Below are 22365 nucleotides of genomic sequence, written 5' to 3'. Positions count from 1 at the left end.
CAACTATTTATGCCGCTAAAACATCTTTTTATTGCATTATTTTTGGGATTCAATTTTTTCTCTTTTAACATTTTAGCAGCTAAAGACAAAAAAGTAGAAAATAATGCTGAGGCTATTATTAAAGAAGCTATTGATTTAATGAGAAATGGAAGTTATGAAAAATCTTTAATACGCTCTAGACTTGGTTTAAAACTAGCAATTTGTTCAAAAGACAATAACTTAATCGCTAGTGCTTACAATACAATCGCCGCCAATTTTGATCAATTGTCCGAATACGACAAAGCGTTTTACTATTATCACAAAGGCTTAACTTATGCTAATAAGACCAATAATGACATTTTAAAGAACTGGATAAATAACAACTTGGGTAATATTTATTGCTTTGATAAAAAGCAATATGAAAAAGGAATTTATTATTACAAAAAATCCTTAGAATACAGTATCAAAATTAAAGATTCCTCTCGAATAGTGTTTACCAAAGTCAATTTGACATGGGCTTATTTTGATATTGATAAGTTTGAAGAAGGATTACCCTATCTCGAATACATCAATAAATACCACAAGAAACATGGCGACTCGAGTACAGTTGTAGTGTTGAACATGCTAAACGGAATGTACTATAATCATAAAAATGACAAACCAAAAGCCAAATACTACTTTGAGAATGCCATATTATTAGGAAATGAAGGAAATGAAAAATCAGATTTATCCTATTCTTATCATGAATATTCAAAGTTTTTAGGTAAAAATGGTGATTATCAAAATGCGTACAAAAATTTAGCCATTTACAATACTCTTAACGAAGAACTGAATAGTGAAGAGAAAAAAAATAAAGCTAATGTGGCGGGTATAAATCTTCAAATTGACGAATTTAAAAGAGAAATAGATAAAATAGAAAACCGTTTAAAAAGTAAAGAAAGTATATTATTGAATGAGCAATCCCGAAATAAAAAGATTTTCATAGTCTTACTATCCATGTTACTATTGTTATTCTTCTTATTTTATTTTTACTCTCAAAACGTAAAATTAAAACACAAAAACAAACTTAAGGATTTACGAAGTAAAGTTCAGGAAAACACAATTAATGCCACTATAAATGGACAACAATTAGAGCGAAAAAAAATAGCTTCCTTTTTGCACGATAACATTAGCGCTTTACTCTCTTCAGCCGGAATGCATTTGTATGCGCATATTTCTCAAAGCGAATCACCCTCTCAAGAAATAATAAAAACAAAGACCATTATAGAGGAAGCACACGACCAAGTAAGAAATCTTTCTCATGAATTAATGCCTTCTGTATTAGCGCGATTTGGACTTTTTGATGCATTAGAAGATTTATGCGAAAAGAATTCTAATTCAATTCTTAATTTTAAATATTCAAGCTGTGTAGAAAGAAAAACACGTTATGATGAAGATTTTGAAATAAAAATCTACTTCATCATTATGGAACTCCTAAACAACATTATTAAACACAGCCAAGCAAATCAGGCCAAATTAAGTCTTAAGGAAGATAACGGCTCTTTGCAAATTGATATAATAGACAATGGGAAAGGTTTTGATTGCAAGAAATTCCATATTTTAGAAGGTTTTGGACTTAATCAGATTAGATCGCGCCTTACTAATCTCAAAGGAACTATGGATATTAATTCTAAAATAAATCTTGGAACTTCAATAAAAATCATAGTACCTATCACCTATCCCAAGAAAGCAATTAACCCTGTTTTTCTATCTCAATAATTTCTAAATCTTTGATGGCATCACCATCGATCACAAAACGCAACATGGTTCGCACTTGATGAAAACCGCTTTTACCAGCTGCACCAGGATTCATGTGTAAAAAGTTATTTTTTTTATCATAAATCACTTTTAGAATGTGCGAATGTCCACAAATAAATAATTTAGGAGGATTTTTAGCAATTTCCTCTTTAATATTGGGATTGTATTTTCCGGGATAACCACCAATATGAGTAATCCAGACATCCACTCCCTCACACATAAAACGATTGTGCAAAGGAAACTCAAGTCTGGCTTGTGCGTCATCAATATTGCCGAAAACAGCTCGTAATGGCTTTAGTTTTTTAATTGTATCAGTTACTGTCAACGCGCCGATATCACCTGCATGCCAAACCTCATCTGCTTGATTTACATATTTTAAAATCGTGTCATCAATATGACTATGCGTATCGGATAGAAGAAGAATTTTTTTCATTTTTTTAATCTCAATGCAAGTTAAATATTTTTCTGGAGCTATTTCCAGCTTTTCGTTTCAATCTTTTTGTTCGCCGTAGCGAACAAAAAGGATTTCCTCTACAATCTGGGCTATGTAATCTTGCAAAATTAGACATTAGGATTCCAAATAAAAAATCCATTAGAAACTTAACAAACTTTGGCTATTGGTGACTTCGTAGCCAAAAAATTAATAAGTATCTTTGTAGCTTCAAAAAAATAGACTTGAGATATTTTATAAAATTAGCTTACAACGGAACCCGTTATCATGGTTGGCAATTACAACCTAACGCATCTTCAGTACAAGAAACAATGAATAACGCTGTTTCTACTTTATTAAATACTGAAATAAACTTGATGGGAGCTGGCCGAACAGATACTGGTGTTCACGCTAAGCAGATGTTTGCCCATTTTGATTATGATAAACAATTTGATATCCCGAGTCTGGTACACAAGCTAAATTCTTATTTACCAAAGGATATTACAGTTTATACGATCATTCCTGTTTCTGATCAAGCACACAGCCGTTTTGATGCGGTAAAAAGAACATACGAATACCATATAAACACATTCAAAGATCCTTTTTTACAGGAACAAAGTTGGTATTTTTACCAAAAATTAGATATTGATCTAATGAATGAAGCGGCAAAATTATTATTTAGTTATACTGATTTTCAATGTTTTTCTAAAGTAAATACAGACGTAAACACTTTTGATTGTACCATTTTTAAAGCCCATTGGACTTTAGGGTCAACAAAAGAAGAGTATGGAAAATTAATTTTTACGATTTCGGCCAATCGATTTTTGAGAAATATGGTACGCGCTATTGTGGGTACTTTGATTAATATTGGTCTGCACAAAATCACTTTAGAGGATTTTGAAAACATTATAAAAAGTAAAAGCAGAGACAAAGCTGGTTTTTCGGTTCCGGCACATGGCTTATATTTAACCGAAATAGAGTACGATTATATTACAAAATAGCCCTGATAGCAGTTAAAATCCTTTAGGGAATCGTTGCGAAACGAAACCCTAAAGATTGAAACGAATAGCAGGAAATAGCTCCTAAAAAAAAATATGAAAGCAAAGGCATTTGATACCCGATTATTTAAAAGAATTTTAAAATATACAAAACCTTACCAATGGCGTTTTAATGGTGTAATTATTTTTGCCATTTCCCTTTCGGTGTTTGCAGCATTGCGTCCCTATTTGTTGAAACAAACTGTAGATGGTTACATCTCGAACCAAGATCAGCATGGTTTATTATTGTATGTTGTTTTAATGGGAATTGTACTTTTATTAGAAGTATTTTCGCAATTTTACTTTGTATTTTGGGCAAACTGGTTGGGTCAGGATATTGTAAAAGACATTCGTGTAAAACTATTTCAGCATATATTAAGTTTTCGAATGAAATATTTTGATCTTGTTCCAGTAGGACAATTAGTAACTCGTTCTGTTTCGGATATTGAGTCTATTGCTCGTATTTTTAGTCAAGGTTTATTTATGATTATTAGTGACCTTATGAAAATGGTCGTGGTTTTGCTTTTTATGTTTTACATGAACTGGAAACTGACTTGGATAGTAATTGTTGCTATGCCAATACTTGTTTTCTTTACCCGTATATTTCAGAGAAAAATGCAAGTTGCTTTTGAGGAAGTTAGAAACCAAATTGCCAATATGAACTCTTTTGTACAAGAGCGTGTAACGGGAATGAAGATTGTACAACTCTTTAATCGTGAAAAAATTGAATCAGAAAAATTTAAAGAAATTAATGATAAACATAAAAAAGCTTGGATAAAAACAATTCTTTATAACTCTATCTTCTTCCCTATTGCAGATATTATTTCCTCCTTGACTTTAGGATTTATAGTTCTTTACGGAGGTTTTAAGATTTTAAACGGTGATACCTTTACCACCTTTGGAGATTTATTTTCGTACACAATGTTTATTGCAATGTTATTTAATCCTTTGCGACAAATTGCAGACAAATTCAATGAGATGCAATTGGGTATGATTGCAGCAAATCGTGTTTTTGATATTTTAGACACTGAAGATCAAATACAAGATACTGGAGTTATAGAGGCACCTGTTTTTAACGGAGACATAACCTTTAAGAAAGTTCATTTTGGTTATATTCCTGATGAGGAAGTGATTAAAGGAATTGACCTAGAAGTAAGAGCTGGGCAAACTATTGCAATTGTAGGTTCTACGGGAGCAGGAAAATCTACTATTATTAATTTACTAAATCGTTTTTACGAAATTAATAGTGGTTCTATCTATGTTGATAATAACAATATCGAACAGTATACTTTAAGTTCGTTAAGAAAACAAATCGCCGTTGTGTTACAAGATATTTTTCTTTTTGCCGATACTATTTTTAATAATATCACATTAAATAATCCTGATATTACGCGCGATCAAGTTTTGGCAGCAGCCAAAAAAATTGGTGTTCACGATTTCATTATGAGTCTCCCTGATGGTTATGATTTTGACGTTAAAGAACGTGGCGTTATGCTGTCGTCTGGACAACGCCAGTTGATTGCTTTTTTGAGAGCGTATGTAAGTAATCCTAGTATTTTGATTCTAGATGAAGCAACCTCATCTATTGATACGTATTCTGAAGAGTTGATACAACGTGCCACTGAAACCATTACTAAAGGAAGAACTTCGATTGTTATTGCGCACCGCTTAGCAACTATAGTTAATGCAGACAAAATTGTGGTGATGGATAAAGGCCTAATTGTTGAAGAAGGTACACATCAAGAATTAATTAGTCGTGAAAAAGGGTATTATAAAAATTTGTATGATTCTCAATTTTCAGTGGCCAACTAACTTTTATTATTTGAGTATCGTGATATGAAATCTAACCCTAAACTATTTGAAATTTAAATTAAAATATACCACTACTAGACGCGCCTTTTTGGTCTATGGCATCATATCTATACTTCTTGCGGGAATTTCAGTATTTGTGTTAAGTAACTTAATCACAAAAATTACTGAAAAGTCAAATGAAGAAATGGCACAACGTAACTTTATTAAAAAACAAGAACTAGTTTCTCAGGAGTTTTCTAAATTTCTAGAGCCTCAAAGACAAATTAAGGAACTTTTAAAAATAAGTATTCCTAGAGAATTAGTTTCAAATATTTCCGTAGTAAGTGCTATTCAAGCTACTGATTCTTTAGTACTTCATAACTGGTTCAAGATAGACGATGGTAAAATTCATTTTGGAAAAGGAGAGAATGAAATAACCTATCAAAATAACATCAATCGTTTTGTAGCTAAAAATAAAGATTTAACGCAAAATAGTAGCATAATTAAAGAAGGAAATCAATGGGTTTGGCGTTGTTTTTTTAAACTTGAATCTACCAATAAAACGATCGTTAGATATGGCTATGATATTAATTTAAAAGCCTTACATAACTATTTTTCAACAGTAGATGAAAAGGCTCCAAATTATATTTTTGTGTTTGATCAAAATGGAATCTGTATTTTTCATCCAGATATTTTATTTATTGGCCAAAATATTTTTAAAATTTCCAATTTAAAACCCCCTGATACTTTATTCAATAAAGACAAAAATTTCATTAAGAGAATCTCTCTTTCTGAGTATTTAAAATTGGATGTTATTCGTTTCACAAAAAAGCTTGATGTACAAGGATCAGACTGGTATATTAGCGTAAATTTCCCAAAAGTTTTTGCTGATGAGAATGTCAATTTGGTAAAAAAATATGCAACCTTAATCTATTTGGTTACCACAGCAATGCTTCTTTTTATCTTTTATTTATTTGCAAGAGCAAACCGAAGATCTTACTTAGAGAAAGCACAGCTTACCAAAGAAAAAAACTCATTATTTTTAGAAAACGAAAAAATAATTAAGGAAAAAGCATTGATTCAATTGCGACAACTTAAGGAGCAAATTAATCCTCATTTTTTATTTAATTCGCTAAATTCACTTTATATGTTAATTGATAGTGATGGGAAAATTGCTAAAAAGTTTACATTAAATTTATCTCGAATTTACCGTTATTTAATAGATCCTCCTGAGGGAAATATTGTCTCCCTAAACCAGGAACTATTATTTATTGAAAAATATATTTTCCTGCAGCAAACCCGTTTTAATGATGAATTAATTTTTACTATAAAAATTGAGGATGAATCTGCATTAAGCAAGAGTTTGCCCTATTTATCTTTTCAAATTCTGGTGGAAAATGCTATAAAGCATAATTTAGCCACACACGACAAACCTTTGCATACTCAAATAATAGTAGAAAAAAATAAAGTAATTGTGATAAATAATTTGCAAAAAAAGCCAAATACGGAGCCAAGTACCAAGTTTGGTCTGAATTACTTGAGAAGTATTTATGATTATTATTCTAAAAATAATTTTGAAGTATCAGAAAAAGAAGAAACTTTTACCTGTATTCTACCTCTTATTGACATCCACTCCTAAAAAAAAGCCACTCACTCCCGTTTATTTTTTTAAAGCGTAAAAAATCAATAGTTTTCGCCGAAAATTAACCTAAACTTAACATTCAAATGAGGGAAAAGGCTTTGTTGCAAAACTATAAAACAATCTACATTTTATTTTTATTCTTATTGCTTTCTGTTTCCAGTTATTCGCAAAAGAAAAATAAAAAAGCAAACAATACCGAAATAGCAAAAGATAGTACAGCCTCCAAAAAAGGCAAAAAGTACAACGATTTGATCAAAGATGGTACAGTAAAAAAAGGATTATTCAATATCATTGAGGTAAAAACAGATCTGTATTTTGAAATTCAAGACAGTTTGTTTAACCGAGAATTTCTGGTTGTAAATAAGCTATCACAAGTTCCTTTTCAGGTTAATGATGCGGGTTTAAATAAAGGAATGAACTATGAAAACAAAATAATCAGTTTTTATAAAGATGCAGTAGCCAAAAAAGTTTGGGTAAAATCCTATGTACCTAAAGTTTCATCTCCAAAAGAGGATGCCATAACGACTTCTGTAGCCAATAATTTCTCTGAGTCTATTATTGAGTTTTTTGATATAGAAACCAAAAATAACGACTCTACTTCGGTTGTAATTAAAGTCAATAAAATTTTTGATGGCAAACAAAAAAGTTTCAATGATGTGTTGAGTAATATTGGATTTGGAGGTTCCGTTAAATCCGACTTATCCTATATTGAAGGTGCAAAATCATTCCCAAAAAACATTGTAGTCAAATCGCAATTGACAACTTCGGTATCCGAAGGTGGTCCGTCATTATCAGTAACACTTGGTGTCACTAGTAATATTATTCTTCTTGATAAAGTGCCTATGAAAGCACGTTTTTCTGATAATCGAATTGGTTATTTTACAGAAAAACATTGGTATTTTAATGACGCGCAACATGCCATGATGGAAAAAGAACTAATTACGCGCTGGCGATTAGAACCTAAAAAAGAAGATCAAGAAAAATACCTTAGAGGGGAATTAGTTGAGCCATTAAAACCTATCGTATATTACATTGATCCCTCTACACCAAAACAGTGGAGACAATATATCATAGACGGAGTTCATGATTGGCAAATTGCTTTTGAAAGAGCTGGATTTAAGAATGCGATAATCGCCAAAGAACCTACAGAAGCTGATTTAGATTTTGATATTGATGATGTAAGGTATTCTGTAATAACATATGCTGCCTCTCAAAAAGCAAATGCCATGGGACCCTCTGTGGTAGATCCTAGAAGTGGAGAAATTATCGAAGCTGATATTATCTGGTGGCATAATGTGATGACTTCTTTACACAGCTGGATGCGCATTCAAACTGGAGCGATAGATCCAAAAGCAAGAGGCAATAAATTTAGTGATGAGCATATGGGAGAAGCGATTCGTTTTGTATCTTCTCATGAAGTTGGGCATACTTTTGGATTAAAACACAATATGGGTTCTTCTTTTGCATACGATGTTGAGTCGTTACGATCTAAAGATTTTACAGAAAAAATGGGCGGAACTGCACCTTCAATTATGGATTATGCACGTTATAATTATGTGGCACAACCTGAAGATAATGTAACTGCTATCACTCCTAAAATTGGGGAATATGACAAATACGCCATAGATTGGGGATACAGATGGTATCCTGAAGAAGAGAACGAAACCAATAAACTGAATGCATTGATTAGCAAACATCAAAACGATCCTATTTATTTTTATGGTGAACAACAAGATGGTGCGTCAACAATTGATCCAAGATCACAATCTGAAGATTTAGGAAATGATGCTGTAAAGGCTAGTGAATATGGTCTTAAAAATCTAAAGCGTGTTGTAAATAACATTCTTGAATGGACTTATGAAAAGGATGATACGTATTACGAAACAGGAAAATTATATATTGGCACCATTGGTCAATGGCAATTATACAATCGTCATGTCTTAAATAATATTGGAGGTGTTTACCTTAATGCCACCGTTCACGGAGATAACAAACAAAGTTACATTCCAGTTGCTGCTCTAACTCAAAATAATGCCACCGATTATATAATCAAAAATGTTCTTACAATTCCAGAATGGTTATTTTTCAATCCAATTTTAGACAAAACAAATCCTTTAAAAGATTCTCCTGTTGGACCTTATGAATATACCCCTTATACTTTATCGCGCGAATTACAATATAGTATTTTATACGATCTGTTTAGTGACGAACGTTTAATGAGAATGACTGAAAATGAATTATATCAAAGAAATGGAAGCAAAGAAAATATATTTACGGTCAATAATTTATTCAAAAAAGTTCATCAACACGTATTTGCTCCAACAATTCTAAACAAATCATTGTCGATTTTAGAACGCATGACGCAGAAAAATTATGTTGATGTTTTAATTGTATCTACAAATAAACTATTTGAAAAAACGGATGCCAAGAAAATAATAGATATTCAACAAACACTAGCCATGCCTAATTTGTGTAATCAACTCAATGAGAGTCAGATGGCTAGAAACATCAATCAATCTTCTTTGAAACGCGTTTCTGAAATAACTTCTGATAAAAAAGGAGAATTAAACAAAGTTCTTCAATTATTAGAAATAAAAAAGAATACCGGAAATCAATCTACCAAGAATCATTATTTAGATTTAATACAACGCATCAAAAAAGCATTAACAACTACTTTATAAACCACTAAAATGAAAAAATTAATACTCACTTTACTCCTCTTGTTCGCCATATCAGGATATGCACAAGAAACCAGAATTATCACTGGTAAAATAATTGACTCACAAGACAACCTTCCTATACCAGGGGTTTCAATTTATGCGGAGAATACCTCAGTATCTAATAGCACCAAACAAGAAGGTGTTATAGAAAGCGCAAGCATTGGAACGATTACTGATATGGATGGTAATTTTGAATTAAAAATTAATAAAGATATCTCTTCTCTAAGAGTCAGTTATCTAGGTTATAAATCTTATACTTTACAAATAACTACTCAAAAAAATTACAATATATCTTTAACTTCAGATGTAAGTCAGTTGCAAGAAGTTATTATTACAGGATACCAAAAAATAGAAAAAAGAAAATTGACTGCTGCTGTTGCCAATGTATCGATGGCAAATATTCAGCAGGCTGGTGTAGCAAGTATAGACCAACTATTAGTAGGACAAATTACAGGGGTTGCCGTTACGCCAGGAACTGGTGCTCCAGGTGCGGTTGCAAAAATAAGAATTAGAGGAACAGCCTCACTTTCGGGTTCACAAGATCCTTTATGGGTACTGGATGGTTTACCCTTAGAGAGTAACGATGTGCCTAAAAATTATGACAAAGACAATATAGATCAATTAACAAATTACTCTATTGCAGGCCTAAATCCTGATGATATTAAAGATATCACTATCCTAAAAGATGCCGCTGCAACAGCCATTTATGGAGCGAGAGCTGCCAATGGTGTAATTGTAATTACAACAAAAAAAGGTAAAAAAGGGAACATGAAAGTCAATTTCAATACCGCCACTTTTATCACGCAAAAGCCTGATTTCTCAAAATTAAATTTGATGAACAGTAATCAAAAGGTCGATTTTGAACTTGCAATGGCTAGTAGATCTGATTTGACATACAGAGATAATGGAGGAGAAATTGCCCGCATTTTAAATGGTTCAAATGAGTTAAATACGTTTAGAGCAGGTGGCTTTTCAGCTTTAAACCCTACTACGCAACAATCAATCAATAGCTTAAGAAATAACAACACGAATTGGGGTAATTTATTGTATCAAAATTCGGTAAACACCCAACACGGCTTAAGCCTTTCTGGAGGTGGAGAAAAATCAGATTACTATTTCTCTTTGGGAGTTTTTGATGAAGAGGGAGCGACCATTGGAACTGGTTTTAAAAGATATAATTTGACGTTAAAAAACAACTACGACCTTACTGATAAATTAAATGTTGGTATTGCTATGTTTGGTGCTCAAAGCAGCACAAAATCGTACATAACTGATACGGACGGATTCACAAATCCGGCAAATTATACACGCTCTGTAAATCCTTATCTAACACCACTAAAAGCAGATGGAAGTTATAACTATGACAAAGATATTACCGGTTACTCCGATCGATATGTTCCTTTTAATATTTTAGAAGAAAAAGAAAATAGTTCTTATGAATTAAAAAACAGAGCCTTCAAAGCAATTTTTGATTTAGATTACAAAATTATTAAAGATTTAAAAATAAGCTCTCAAATTGGTTTGCAGCTAGATAACACTTCAAGCGAGAAATTTGCCGATAAAGAAACTTATTTTACACGAAAAGAAAGAGAAAAAACTCGTAGATATAGTAACGGGAGCTACAACTATTTTCTTCCTAATGGTGGTATAATTCAAAATACAAATACTGATTTTTTTCAATACAACTGGAAAACAATGGTAAATTACTCTACTGTTTTTAATGAAAAGCATGAGGTAGATTTCATGGTAGGAAATGAGTTAAGAAGAAGTTATAGTACTGCTGTTGCAACTAAAGGTTTTGGATTTGATCCAAAAACATTAAATACAACACAAATTATATTTCCGAATGAAAGTTTAGCAAATGAAGAAGCTTACAAAACATACCGAAAAAACGAAAATGAAAATGCATATGCATCTTTTTATGCAACTGCAGCTTATACTTATGATAGAAAATATACTGTTTTTGGTAGTGTACGTTATGACGGATCAGACTTGTTTGGAGTAGATCCTAAATATAAATATTTGCCACTTTGGGCTGCCTCTGGTTCGTGGTTAGTTTCACAAGAAGATTTCCTAAAAGACAACAGTGTTATATCTAATTTGAGATTGCGCGCTTCCTACGGACTACAAGGGAACATAGACAAAGGTACATCCCCTTATGTAGTTGGTGAATATAAAAATGCAACAATACTTCCTGGTCAGACTGAACCAACTATCACTATTACAAGTCCTCCAAACGATAAGTTGCGTTGGGAAAAAACAACAAATACCAACTTAGGACTAGATTTAGGATTGTTTAATAATCGTATTAGCTTTGTAACTGATGTTTATGGTAGAAAAAGTAGCGATTTAATTGGACTTCGTTCTCTTCCTTTAGAAAATGGTTTCGAATTTACAACACTAAACTGGGCACAAGTAACCAATAAAGGTTTTGAAATTGCTATTGCAACAAAAAACATTGATCTTCCCAACTTTAAATGGACCTCTAACATCAATTTTTCGCACAATAAGAGTAATGTAGATCGCTTAGAAGTGCGATCAAACAGTTACCTTCCGTCAAGAGAAGGTTATCCCGTAAATGCAGTTTTTGCTTTGAAAACGGCAGGAATTGACGAAAACGGATACCCATTATTTATCAACAAAAAAGGAGAAACTGTAAATACACAAACGCTATTTGAATTGTTTGATCCGTTTGCTGATTTTTTCCCTGGAGAACTTTCGCAATCTAAACTGACTGCTGAAGCAACTAGAGATTTATTTACGTATGCAGGAGATTTAGATCCTAAATTCATAGGTGGTTTTACCAATACTTTTAAAGTGCATGATTTTGACTTATCGGTTGCTACTACTTTCAACATCAAACAAACTGTCGTACAAACACCTCCTTACAACGGTACAACTGTTGATCGCAGTCAGAATTACACAACTGACATCTTAAATGCTTGGTCTCCTACTAATACAGGATCAAAGTTACCAGCAATCAATAGTAAAGACTCAGGAACTGGAGATTCCTGGATGGCGTACAACTGGTATTCTAGCGCAAGTCCGTTGGATACTTACAAATTGTTAGACACATGGGTTAAAGAAATGAGCTATATGCGCTTAAGTAGTGTACGTTTGGGGTATACTTTGCCTAAAAAAGCAAGCGAAAAAATATTTATAGAAAGCATTCGTTTTAGTGCCGAGGCTAGAAACTTATTCGTGATTAGTTCTGATTACAAAGGATATTTTGACCCAGAAACTTTCGGAAATATTTACGCTCAACCTATTCCTAAGTCATTCTCTTTAGGATGTAACATAACTTTTTAAACCAATTTAAGATGAAAAATATAACAAAATATATACTCTTGTTTATCACTGTGGTAGCTGTAACAAGTTGTGATAATTATTTAGACGTAAAACCAGTGGGAAAAGTTATTCCAGAAACTTTAAATGATTTTAGAGCCGTACTAACAAAAGGCTACGAAGTATATCCACAACACAAATCGTTAACTTCTTTGAGAGGCGATGAGTTAATGTTAAATGAGTATAGTGATGATTTAGTGTACTACAAAGACATCTACATCTGGAAAGATGCTAATCCTGATAGATTAACAACTGATTTCCAATACCAACAATTGTATAATGTGATTTTTTATTCGAATGTTGTAATCAATGAAGCAAGTAAAAAAGTTTCCGACTCACCGGAGAAAAACCAACTAATTGGCGAAGCTCATGCCCTTAGAGCAATGGCTTATTTTGATCTAATCAATTTATTTGCAAAACCCTATAACCCTGCAACCGCCTCTACAGATAAAGGAGTTCCGTTAGCACTAAAAATAGATTTAGAACAAGCCTATGTTCCAGAAAGTGTGGCTGCCATTTACAACCAAATACAATTAGACAAAGAGCAGGCAAAAAGCTTGTTGAATATAGAAACACAAGTTAAGGGAATTAATTACCGTTTTTCAAAAGCGGCCTTATATGCATTTGAATCTCGTATTTATTTGTATAAAAAGGAATGGTCTAAAGCGCTGGAAGCTGTGAATAATGCATTGGCATATAAAAATGAATTAGTAAATCTAAACACCAAAAGTGTTTTGCCAAACAATTACGACACAGCCGAATCAATTCTAGCGCTTGAAGATACATTTATCAATAGTTTAAAAAGTGCTTCGTATGTTTCTGCAGATTTAATTGCAGCATTTAATAAGCAAACTGATTTGCGCTTTCCTATTTATTTTCTAGCAAACGGAAGTCGTTTCAAATTCAAAAAAGGCGGTGAGCTCAATCAAAAATCTTCTTTTAGAACGGCTGAATTGTATCTTACAAAAGCAGAAACTTTAAATGAAGTGAACAATTTGGCTGCAGCCAAAACTACGCTACTAACTTTTATCGAAAAAAGATATACTGCAGCAGGTTTTGACCAACTGACCTTAGAAATCAATGCAATGGATAAAGTGGCTCTTTCTAATTTTATCTCTCAAGAAAGACAACGAGAGTTTACAGTAGAAGGTCACCGCTGGTTTGATTTAAGAAGAGCTTCTCAAAAACAAATTGTTCATATGCTCGATGGCACAAGCTATACATTAACTCAGAATGATCCGCGTTATACCCTACCCTTTCCAGCAAATGTGCGATTAAACAATCCTGATTTGTAAATAAGAAAAGTCCAGCTTTTATAGCTGGACTTTTTTTTTAACTTTACATAAAAAAGCAAATGAAAATTGCCATTGTTGAGGATGAACATCTTGCTTCGAGCTATCTAAAATCAATTTTAGAGCAGCAAGAAGTGATTGTCATAGATCAAATCACCATTTTAAAATCAGTAGAAGATGCAGTCACTTTCTTTACAGATTATAAAGTCGATCTAGCTTTCATGGACATTCATTTAGGAGACGGAAAAAGTCTTGAGATCTTTGAGAAAACGAATATTTCATGTCCTGTTATTTTTATTACCGCTTATGATTTGTATGCCATTAAAGTATTCAAACACTTTACCATTGATTACCTTTTAAAACCTTTCGAAGAGCAAGAATTACTAGAAGCCTTAGTAAAGTTTACAAAGATAAAAGAGCGTTTCAAAAGCGATTCCACCTTACAATCACTTTACGCCATTGCTAATCCTGAACAAAAAAAGATTCAGCATCACTTTTTAGTCAATCACGGATACAAACTTATTTCTATAAATGAAACCGATATTAGTTATTTTGTAGCCACTGGAAAACACCTATTTGTACATACTAATTCTGGCAATAGCTATTTATACAACAATACTATCAAAGATTTGATTCACAATTTAGATTCGGAACATTTTTTTAAGGTAAATAGAAAATATATCGTTCGACGAACCATTATTAGTGAAATAATCAAACATTCTAATCAAAAAATAGAATTAAAACTCACGGTCAAAGCAGTAGAGAACGATCCTATTATTCTTAGTAAAAAAGAAATAAATAATTTCAAAAAATGGCTTAATCACTAAGATTAATTTGTGCTTAGATTTCACTTACCTAAAAAAAAGGAATGCAACTCAATACTAAGTTCAATTTTAAAAATAAATCCTTAAATTCGCCATCTCAATTAATGAATAAAGTTCAATATAAAGTGAAATGCGCTGTTGCGAATTGCATTATTATAATTTAAAAAAATAAATACTTTAAAAAATGAAATACGATATTATAGTTTTAGGAAGTGGACCAGGTGGATATGTTACTGCCATTAGAGCATCGCAATTAGGCTTTAAAGTAGCTGTAATTGAAAAAGAAAGTTTAGGTGGAGTTTGCCTAAACTGGGGTTGTATACCAACAAAAGCATTGCTGAAATCAGCTCAGGTTTTTGATTATTTGAAACACGCTTCTGATTATGGATTGACTATTTCATCATTTGACAAAGACTTTCCTGCTGTTGTACAACGCAGTAGAACTGTTGCTGGAGACATGAGTAAAGGAGTTCAGTTCCTAATGAAAAAAAATAAAATCGACGTAATTGATGGTTTTGGAAAACTAAAACCTGGTAAAAAAGTTGATGTTACGGATAAAGAGAATAAAGTTACAGAATACAGTGCGGATCATATCATCATTGCTACTGGAGCGCGTTCTCGTGAATTACCAAGTTTACCTCAAGATGGTGTAAAAGTAATAGGATATCGTCAAGCAATGACTTTGCCAACACAACCTAAATCAATGATTATTGTGGGTTCTGGAGCAATTGGAGTTGAGTTTGCACATTTTTACAATTCTATGGGAACGGAAGTGACTATCGTAGAATTTATGCCAAATGTAGTTCCTGTTGAAGACGAAGATATTTCGAAACAAATGGAGCGTTCATTGAAAAAAGCTGGTATCAAAATCATGACGAACTCGTCTGTAGAAAGAATTGATACTACCGGAGCTGGTGTGAAAGCATTTGTAAAAACAGCAAAAGGAGAAGAAGTTATAGAAGCAGACATTTTACTTTCGGCAGTTGGAATCAAAACTAATATTGAAAACATAGGTTTAGAAGAAGTAGGAATTGCTACAGATAGAGATAAAATCTTAGTAAACGCTTACAATCAAACTAATATTCCTGGATATTATGCTATTGGTGATATCACACCAGGACAAGCATTGGCACACGTTGCTTCTGCAGAAGGAATAAACTGTGTAGAGAAAATTGCAGGTTTACATGTAGAGCCTATCGATTACGGAAACGTTCCGGGATGTACCTATGCAACTCCTGAAATTGCTTCAGTAGGTTTGACAGAAAAGCAAGCTAAAGAAAAAGGATATGAATTAAAAATTGGTAAATTCCCATTCTCTGCTTCAGGAAAAGCAAAAGCAGCAGGAACTCCTGATGGATTTGTAAAAGTAATTTTTGATGCAAAATATGGCGAATGGTTAGGTTGTCACATGATTGGTGCTGGTGTTACTGATATGATTGCTGAGGCAGTTGTTGCTCGTAAACTAGAAACTACAGGTCATGAAATCCTAAAATCAATTCACCCACACCCAACAATGAGTGAAGCAGTAATGGAAGCTGTTGCTGCAGCTTACGATGAAGTAATTCACTTATAGCATTCATTGAGAGAAAAGAAATGATTTCTTATTCACTTATTAAATCCGTTTAGAAATTCTAAACGGATTTTTTTTTGCTCAATTGTAAAGATTAAACATCTATTTATTCTGTTTGGTATGATAACAAAAAGAATGTACTTTGATTCTTTTCAAACAATCTTTTCTATGATTAACATCTTAACATATATTTACAAACTGTATCTAAAAAACTATTAATTTCTATTCTATCTTTGTGTTATAAGTCATTTGACTCCTTAAATATTGAATTTATTATACAATTGATGAACACTGAAACACACAACTTCTCTAATATACTCCACGAAAACCAAAATAAAAATTGGGTGAGAGCTATCGATTCTTCTAAAATCATTAGTTGGTTAGATGATTTATTCCGAATTATTTTTCCCGAAAAAGCGTTAGAAACCATTCAAATCGAACTGCTTTTAGAACAAAACAAAGCAAAGTTTACAGCTATTTTAACTGAAATTAATAAAGATAAAACATCCTCTAAAAGTCGTGCAGTAACAGATGCCTTTTATAGTAAACTTCCAGATTTATATTCGGCTATGCAGCAAGATGCGCAAGCAATTTTAGATACTGATCCCGCAGCCGATTGCATTCAAGAAATTATTAACTCGTATCCTGGTTTTTTCGCTATCGAAGTGTACCGGATTGCCAATGCTATTTCGGGATTAACAAATTGCTTATTACCTCGCATACTGACAGAATATGCGCATAGCAAAACAGGAATTGATATTCATCCAAAAGCAACTATTGGTATTCCCTTTATCATTGATCACGGAACAGGAATTGTGATTGGCGAAACTACCATCATAGGAAAACACGTAAGTATTTATCAAGGAGTTACTCTGGGAGCTCTGCAAGTAGAAAAAAGCATGGAAGAAAAAAAACGACATCCTACTGTAGAAGATCATGTGATTATTTATGCAAATGCTACTATTCTTGGCGGAAGCACCATAATAGGGAATCACAGTATCATTGGTGGAAATACTTTTGTAACTAAAAGTCTAAATCCATATTCTTTTGTAATGCAATCCAATAAAAACACTGTTTTAAATCAACAAGAAATAAAAGAAATTAATTTTTTCTCAATATAAATATTATGAAATACAATAACATACTCGAAACAATAGGCAATACACCACATGTAAAAATAAATAAATTATTTGGGGCAAACCAAAACGTTTGGATAAAACTAGAGCGTGCCAATCCTGGAGCCAGCATAAAAGATAGAATTGCGCTTGCCATGATTGAAGATGCAGAACAAAAAGGACTGTTGAAAGAAGGCGGAACCATAATAGAAGCTACATCAGGAAATACCGGTATTGGATTAGCTATGGTTGCTGCTGTAAAAGGATACAAACTAATACTAGTAATGCCAGAATCGATGTCTATAGAAAGACGTAGATTAATGAGTTTGTACGGAGCTGAATTTGTTTTAACACCTCGTGAAAAAGGAATGACTGGCGCTATTGAAAAAGCAAAGGAATTAGTCAACGAACTATCAAATGCTTGGTCACCACTTCAATTTGACAATCCTGTAAATATTGATATTCACAAAAAAACTACTGCTCAAGAAATCATCAAAGCTTTTCCTGATGGATTGGATTATTTGATAACTGGCGTAGGAACCGGCGGTCATATCACTGGTTGTGCTGAAATATTAAAACAACATTATCCCAACTTACAAGTTTTTGCTGTAGAACCAGAAGTCTCTCCAGTAATTAGTGGTGGTAAACCGGGTCCGCATCCTATTCAAGGAATTGGTGCCGGATTTATTCCTGCTAATTTGCATACCGATTTATTAGACGGAACGATTCAAGTGAGTAAAGACGATGCTTTTACTTACGCACAAAGAGCCGCAAAAGAAGAAGGAATGTTTGTTGGAATTTCTTCTGGCGCTTCTTTAGCAGCAGTAGCTAAAAAACTAACAGAAATTCCTGAGAATGCTACAGTTTTAACTTTTTGCTACGACACAGGAGAACATTACTTAAGTGTTGAGGGATTGTTTGTATAAGCAGTCAATTAAACAAGTATTACTCGGATTGCATAACGACTACATATATGCCTTTTAATATCAAACAACCTTCGTAAATCTGCTTTTAGAAAACAGCATTTACGGAGGTTTATATTTTTCAAAGAGTTTTTAGAAAAAGAATAATTTCTAAATTAAAAAAAAGGACTTTATATAAATAAAATAGTAAAAATAGAGTGCAGTGTAATTGTTTTTAAAATTAAAAAACTCACTTTTCTGCGTGTTTGTGATGGATCAAAAGTATGATTCAAACATAAAATTAGGTCCACATTACAAAACCCGTACTGCTTTTACAAATCTTTTTGCATAACCTGGTTTTTTTAAACTAGTAACTATCACTTTCATTTCACGACCTGAAGAGGAATGTATAAAATCACTATCCAAGCCTTTGGGATTTGTAACAATACCTACATGACCAATAACATTTCTGGTAGGACTCAAAAACAACAGTATATCTCCTTTTTGAACCTCTTCGATAGCAATTTCTTTACCAAAATTTTTAAACTGCGAAGAACTTCTGGGAACTTTGATATTAAAATGATTAAATACAAAATAAACAAATCCAGAACAATCAAAACCTTTTGCGCTGCAACCCGCTGCAACATAAGGAGTTCCTAGCAAACCTCTTCCGTAATTGATAATCTTATCTCTTAAAGACAACTCGTTTTGAATTGGCTCAGTTAAGGTGTCTTTACTATTTATTTCATAGTACCACTTTTTACAAATTCCCGTTTTTGTAGAGGAAAACGCATCCGTTAAAAACAAAAATAGTACTAAAGAAAAAACGATTCTGAATTTAAAAAAATGGATATTTTTATAGGTCATATTAAAAATTTAAATGAAAAAAAAATATAGCTTTAAACAAGGTAGATTTTGTACTCCAAAACTAAATGAGAAAAGAAAAGTACTTATCTCAACGTTACAAATCTAATTAAATTATATAATTCGAATTAAACGAGGTAAAAACAACATTTATAAAATAAAAAAATACTGAATAGCAATAAATTAATTCTATAAAAAAAGCCCCATAACGGAGCTTTTTTTAATCTTATTCTTCTACTTCATCAGTCCCATGAGACTTAGAATAATTTCTCCATTTCTCAATACAATCTTGTAGATCTTGTGGTAATTCTGTATCAAATCGCATTAATTCACCCGTTGTAGGATGCACAAAACCTAATGTTTTAGCATGTAAGGCTTGTCTTGGTAATGCTTTAAAACAATTGTCTATAAACTGTTTGTATTTGGTAAACGTAGTTCCTTTCAAAATCAAATGACCTCCATAACGCTCGTCATTAAAAAGAGGATGACCAATATGTTTTAAATGCGCGCGAATCTGGTGTGTTCTACCCGTTTCTAGTTGGCATGAAATCAAAGTTACATACCCAAAACGCTCTAAAACTTTATAATGTGTAATGGCAGGCTTTCCTATTTCTGGATCAGAAAAAACAGCCATTTGCATGCGGTCTTTCAAGTGGCGTGCTAAGTTTCCTTCGATCGTTCCATTATCTTCAACCACATTTCCCCAAACCAAAGCTACATATTCTCTTTCAGAAGTTTTCGCTTCAAATTGTTTTGCTAAATGGGTCATAGCAGCTTCTGTTTTGGCAATAACTAGCAAACCAGAAGTGTCTTTATCAATTCGATGTACTAATCCAGGACGCTCACTACTATTCATTGGCAAATTATCAAAATGATACGCCAAAGCATGAACCAGAGTACCTGTATAATTCCCGTGACCAGGATGAACAACCATTCCTGGCAATTTATTTATCAGCAATAAAGTATCGTCTTCATAAACAATATCCAGCGGAATATTCTCTGGAATGATATGGTTTTCGTAAGGAGGATGAGTCAACATCACACGAACTACGTCATTCGCTTTCACCTTATAATTTGATTTTACCGTCGCATCATTTACAAAGATATTCCCTTCGTTTGCGGCAGTTTGTATTTTGTTGCGAGTTGCATTTTGGATCAATCCCATCAAATATTTATCAATTCGTAAAGCCGCTTGGCCTTTAGGAACTTCAAATCTAAAATGTTCATATAACTCGTCTTCTAAATCTATTGTATCTACAGTATTATTCATTAATTGGTATTTATTCTATTGGCGTACTTAGTGTATCCGCTGCATTTTCTTCTTCTTGATAACTCATTTTTCCGTCGCCCAAAACCAAATCAATTTTAGATGATTTTAGAACTCTATCGCCTACTTTTAGATTTCGTCCTTTAAAACGCATTTCCAGCACCATATCTTTTCCTAAATTAGGTACATAAGTAACGGTTCCTTCATCAAGTCCTAAAGCTTTCAATGTTGGCACCGCTTCACGATACGTTTTTTCGATTAAATCAGGAACTTTAACTGATGAAAATCCAGAAGTATTAATTTTTATGTATATTTTTCGACCTACTTTAACCTTAGTACCCGGAGTTGGATCTTGTTCTACCACACTAAACTGAGGGAAATCACTTCTATAATCCACACTATCCAAAAGAACGTAGTCTAAATCCAATTCATCAAGTTTTGTCTGCACTTGTTCCTCAGTCAGTTTTCGCAAATCCGGAACTGCAATTTCATGACCGTGATCGGTTGTAAAAGTCAACCAATGCATAAACAAATAACCCAAAGTAGCCAAAATGGCAAAAGCAACTAGTACTTGTATTACAAAAACACGGCTAGTAAGATACTTACGTAAACTCATAAATTTATTTTTAGATGTCGCAAAGATAAAGCTATTTCGTTTCAAAAAAAATGATAATTTTGTTTAATACTCTCTGGAGCTATTTCCCGCTATTCGTTGCAATCTTTTTATCGGCCAAAAGGCCAATAAAAAGGATTTCCACTGCTATCGGGGCTAAAAAAAGAAAACGTTTTCATAACCTATATCTTTCAAAAATGAAGAACATTGCCATCATCATGGGCGGATATTCTAGCGAATATAAAATCTCACTAATCAGCGGAAACGTTGTTTATCAATTCTTAGACAAAACCCAATACAACGCATTCCGCATCCATATTTTCAAAGAAAAATGGGTTTATGTAGACGCAAGTGATACGGAATTCCCCATCGATAAAAATGACTTTTCCGTAACAGTCGCTGGCACCAAAATCACTTTTGATTGTGTGTTTAATGCCATTCACGGAACACCTGGCGAAGATGGTTTAATGCAAGCGTATTTCGAACTTTTAAACATTCCACAAACCTCTTGCGATTACTACCAAGCCGCCTTAACGTTCAACAAAAGAGATCTATTATCAGTTTTAAAACCATACGGAATCAAAACAGCGACTTCCTATTACTTAAACAAAGGGGATAAAATCAATACGGACGAGATTGTAGCAAAAGTGGGTTTGCCTTGTTTTGTAAAACCAAATAAAGCAGGATCAAGTTTCGGAATTTCTAAAGCAAAAACAGCTGCCGAGTTGCCTATTGCAATTGAAGTGGCTTACAAAGAAGATAACGAAATCATCATAGAAAGTTTCCTAGACGGAACTGAAGTTTCTGTTGGAGTTATCAATTACAAAGGTATCGTAACTGTATTACCCATTACCGAAATAGTCTCTGATAATGATTTCTTTGATTATGAAGCAAAATACTTAGGAAAATCACAAGAAATTACGCCAGCCAGAATTTCTGATGAAATGACGCAAAAATTAAGCGAAATAGCAAAACGCGCATATGAAATCCTAAAAATGAAAGGGTTCTCTAGAAGTGAATTTATTATCGTAGATGGTGAACCGTTCATGCTTGAAATGAATACCATTCCCGGTTTAACAACAGAAAGCTTGATTCCACAACAAGCAAAAGCAGCAGGAATTTCACTAGAAGATTTGTTCACAAACGCAATAGAATTGGCTTTAAACAACTAAATTTC

At 33.0% G+C, this 22365-nt stretch carries 16 protein-coding genes; 12 read left to right on the top strand and 4 right to left on the bottom strand.

The genetic code is table 11. The features are described from left to right. The first annotated feature begins 9 nt into the window (after nt 1-9). Nucleotides 10-1737: an ATP-binding protein gene (locus H2650_RS06035; protein ID WP_188049858.1), complete on the top strand. Its 1728-nt coding sequence runs from the start codon at nt 10-12 to the stop codon at nt 1735-1737. Here the strand turns inward: H2650_RS06035 and H2650_RS06030 are convergent. Then, nucleotides 1712-2209: a metallophosphoesterase gene (locus H2650_RS06030; RefSeq protein WP_188049857.1), complete on the bottom strand. Its 498-nt coding sequence runs from the start codon at nt 2207-2209 to the stop codon at nt 1712-1714. The two genes, H2650_RS06035 and H2650_RS06030, sit on opposite strands and share 26 nt — an antisense overlap. Before the next feature lie 242 nt (nt 2210-2451). On the opposite strand from H2650_RS06030, the gene truA reads away from it, so the two are divergent. From truA to cysK, 10 genes are all read left to right on the top strand, one after another. Beyond that, complete coding sequence (gene truA / locus H2650_RS06025; RefSeq protein WP_188049856.1) at nt 2452-3207, top strand: tRNA pseudouridine(38-40) synthase TruA; 756 nt, start codon at nt 2452-2454, stop codon at nt 3205-3207. A 93-nt stretch (nt 3208-3300) separates the two neighbouring features. After that, a complete protein-coding gene (locus tag H2650_RS06020) occupies nt 3301-5055 on the top strand; it encodes an ABC transporter ATP-binding protein (RefSeq protein ID WP_188049855.1) in 1755 nt (584 codons plus the stop codon). Nucleotides 5056-5101: 46 nt separating this feature from the next. After that, complete coding sequence (locus H2650_RS06015) at nt 5102-6673, top strand: sensor histidine kinase (protein WP_188049854.1); 1572 nt, start codon at nt 5102-5104, stop codon at nt 6671-6673. An 86-nt stretch (nt 6674-6759) separates the two neighbouring features. Continuing rightward, a complete protein-coding gene (locus tag H2650_RS06010; RefSeq protein WP_188049853.1) occupies nt 6760-9357 on the top strand; it encodes a zinc-dependent metalloprotease in 2598 nt (865 codons plus the stop codon). A 9-nt stretch (nt 9358-9366) separates the two neighbouring features. After that, the gene (locus H2650_RS06005; protein ID WP_188049852.1) at nt 9367-12705 is read left to right on the top strand and encodes a SusC/RagA family TonB-linked outer membrane protein; all 3339 of its coding nucleotides are present in this window, start codon (nt 9367-9369) and stop codon (nt 12703-12705) included. A gap of 11 nt (nt 12706-12716) precedes the next feature. Next, nucleotides 12717-14036 carry a RagB/SusD family nutrient uptake outer membrane protein gene (locus H2650_RS06000; RefSeq protein WP_188049851.1) on the top strand — a complete coding sequence of 440 codons (1320 nt, stop codon included), beginning with the start codon at nt 12717-12719 and terminating at the stop codon, nt 14034-14036. A 59-nt stretch (nt 14037-14095) separates the two neighbouring features. Beyond that, complete coding sequence (locus H2650_RS05995; protein WP_188049850.1) at nt 14096-14860, top strand: LytTR family DNA-binding domain-containing protein; 765 nt, start codon at nt 14096-14098, stop codon at nt 14858-14860. Nucleotides 14861-15041: 181 nt separating this feature from the next. Next, entirely contained in the window at nt 15042-16430 is a 1389-nt protein-coding gene (gene lpdA, locus H2650_RS05990) for a dihydrolipoyl dehydrogenase (protein ID WP_188049849.1), read from the top strand. Nucleotides 16431-16711: 281 nt separating this feature from the next. Further along, entirely contained in the window at nt 16712-17548 is an 837-nt protein-coding gene (locus tag H2650_RS05985; protein WP_188049848.1) for a serine O-acetyltransferase, read from the top strand. A gap of 5 nt (nt 17549-17553) precedes the next feature. Further along, nucleotides 17554-18468 (top strand): cysteine synthase A, encoded by a 915-nt coding sequence (gene cysK, locus H2650_RS05980; RefSeq protein ID WP_188049847.1) that lies wholly within the window; start codon nt 17554-17556, stop codon nt 18466-18468. Nucleotides 18469-18756: 288 nt separating this feature from the next. Here cysK and H2650_RS05975 read toward each other — a convergent pair whose 3' ends face one another. The 3 genes from H2650_RS05975 to H2650_RS05965 form a co-directional block, all read right to left on the bottom strand. After that, nucleotides 18757-19311 (bottom strand): C40 family peptidase, encoded by a 555-nt coding sequence (locus tag H2650_RS05975; RefSeq protein WP_188049846.1) that lies wholly within the window; start codon nt 19309-19311, stop codon nt 18757-18759. Between the two features lie 223 nt (nt 19312-19534). Beyond that, nucleotides 19535-20578, bottom strand: coding sequence for an RluA family pseudouridine synthase (locus H2650_RS05970; protein ID WP_188049845.1), 1044 nt, complete (start codon nt 20576-20578; stop codon nt 19535-19537). A gap of 10 nt (nt 20579-20588) precedes the next feature. Then, a complete protein-coding gene (locus H2650_RS05965; RefSeq protein ID WP_188049844.1) occupies nt 20589-21191 on the bottom strand; it encodes a PASTA domain-containing protein in 603 nt (200 codons plus the stop codon). Between the two features lie 194 nt (nt 21192-21385). Here H2650_RS05965 and H2650_RS05960 point away from each other — a divergent pair, with 194 nt between their 5' ends. Beyond that, a complete protein-coding gene (locus H2650_RS05960) occupies nt 21386-22360 on the top strand; it encodes a D-alanine--D-alanine ligase (protein ID WP_188049843.1) in 975 nt (324 codons plus the stop codon). Nucleotides 22361-22365: the final 5 nt, after the last annotated feature.

It is taken from the genome of Flavobacterium sp. GP15, from assembly GCF_014281985.1.
Classification (GTDB): Bacteria; Bacteroidota; Bacteroidia; order Flavobacteriales; family Flavobacteriaceae; genus Flavobacterium; species Flavobacterium pygoscelis.
The sequence above is the reverse complement of the archived record's forward strand: the minus strand, read 5'-3'. Positions and strand labels throughout refer to the sequence as shown.

Bases quoted from the DNA above. Each gene is read 5' to 3' on its own strand.
- H2650_RS06035 (WP_188049858.1), top strand. From the start codon at position 10: ATGCCGCTAAAACATCTTTTTATTGCATTATTTTTGGGATTCAATTTT.
- H2650_RS06030 (WP_188049857.1), bottom strand. From the start codon at position 2,209: ATGAAAAAAATTCTTCTTCTATCCGATACGCATAGTCATATTGATGAC.
- H2650_RS06020 (WP_188049855.1), top strand. From the start codon at position 3,301: ATGAAAGCAAAGGCATTTGATACCCGATTATTTAAAAGAATTTTAAAA.
- H2650_RS06010 (WP_188049853.1), top strand. From the start codon at position 6,760: ATGAGGGAAAAGGCTTTGTTGCAAAACTATAAAACAATCTACATTTTA.
- H2650_RS06005 (WP_188049852.1), top strand. From the start codon at position 9,367: ATGAAAAAATTAATACTCACTTTACTCCTCTTGTTCGCCATATCAGGA.
- H2650_RS06000 (WP_188049851.1), top strand. From the start codon at position 12,717: ATGAAAAATATAACAAAATATATACTCTTGTTTATCACTGTGGTAGCT.
- H2650_RS05995 (WP_188049850.1), top strand. From the start codon at position 14,096: ATGAAAATTGCCATTGTTGAGGATGAACATCTTGCTTCGAGCTATCTA.
- lpdA (WP_188049849.1), top strand. From the start codon at position 15,042: ATGAAATACGATATTATAGTTTTAGGAAGTGGACCAGGTGGATATGTT.
- H2650_RS05985 (WP_188049848.1), top strand. From the start codon at position 16,712: ATGAACACTGAAACACACAACTTCTCTAATATACTCCACGAAAACCAA.
- cysK (WP_188049847.1), top strand. From the start codon at position 17,554: ATGAAATACAATAACATACTCGAAACAATAGGCAATACACCACATGTA.
- H2650_RS05975 (WP_188049846.1), bottom strand. From the start codon at position 19,311: ATGACCTATAAAAATATCCATTTTTTTAAATTCAGAATCGTTTTTTCT.
- H2650_RS05970 (WP_188049845.1), bottom strand. From the start codon at position 20,578: ATGAATAATACTGTAGATACAATAGATTTAGAAGACGAGTTATATGAA.
- H2650_RS05965 (WP_188049844.1), bottom strand. From the start codon at position 21,191: ATGAGTTTACGTAAGTATCTTACTAGCCGTGTTTTTGTAATACAAGTA.
- H2650_RS05960 (WP_188049843.1), top strand. From the start codon at position 21,386: ATGAAGAACATTGCCATCATCATGGGCGGATATTCTAGCGAATATAAA.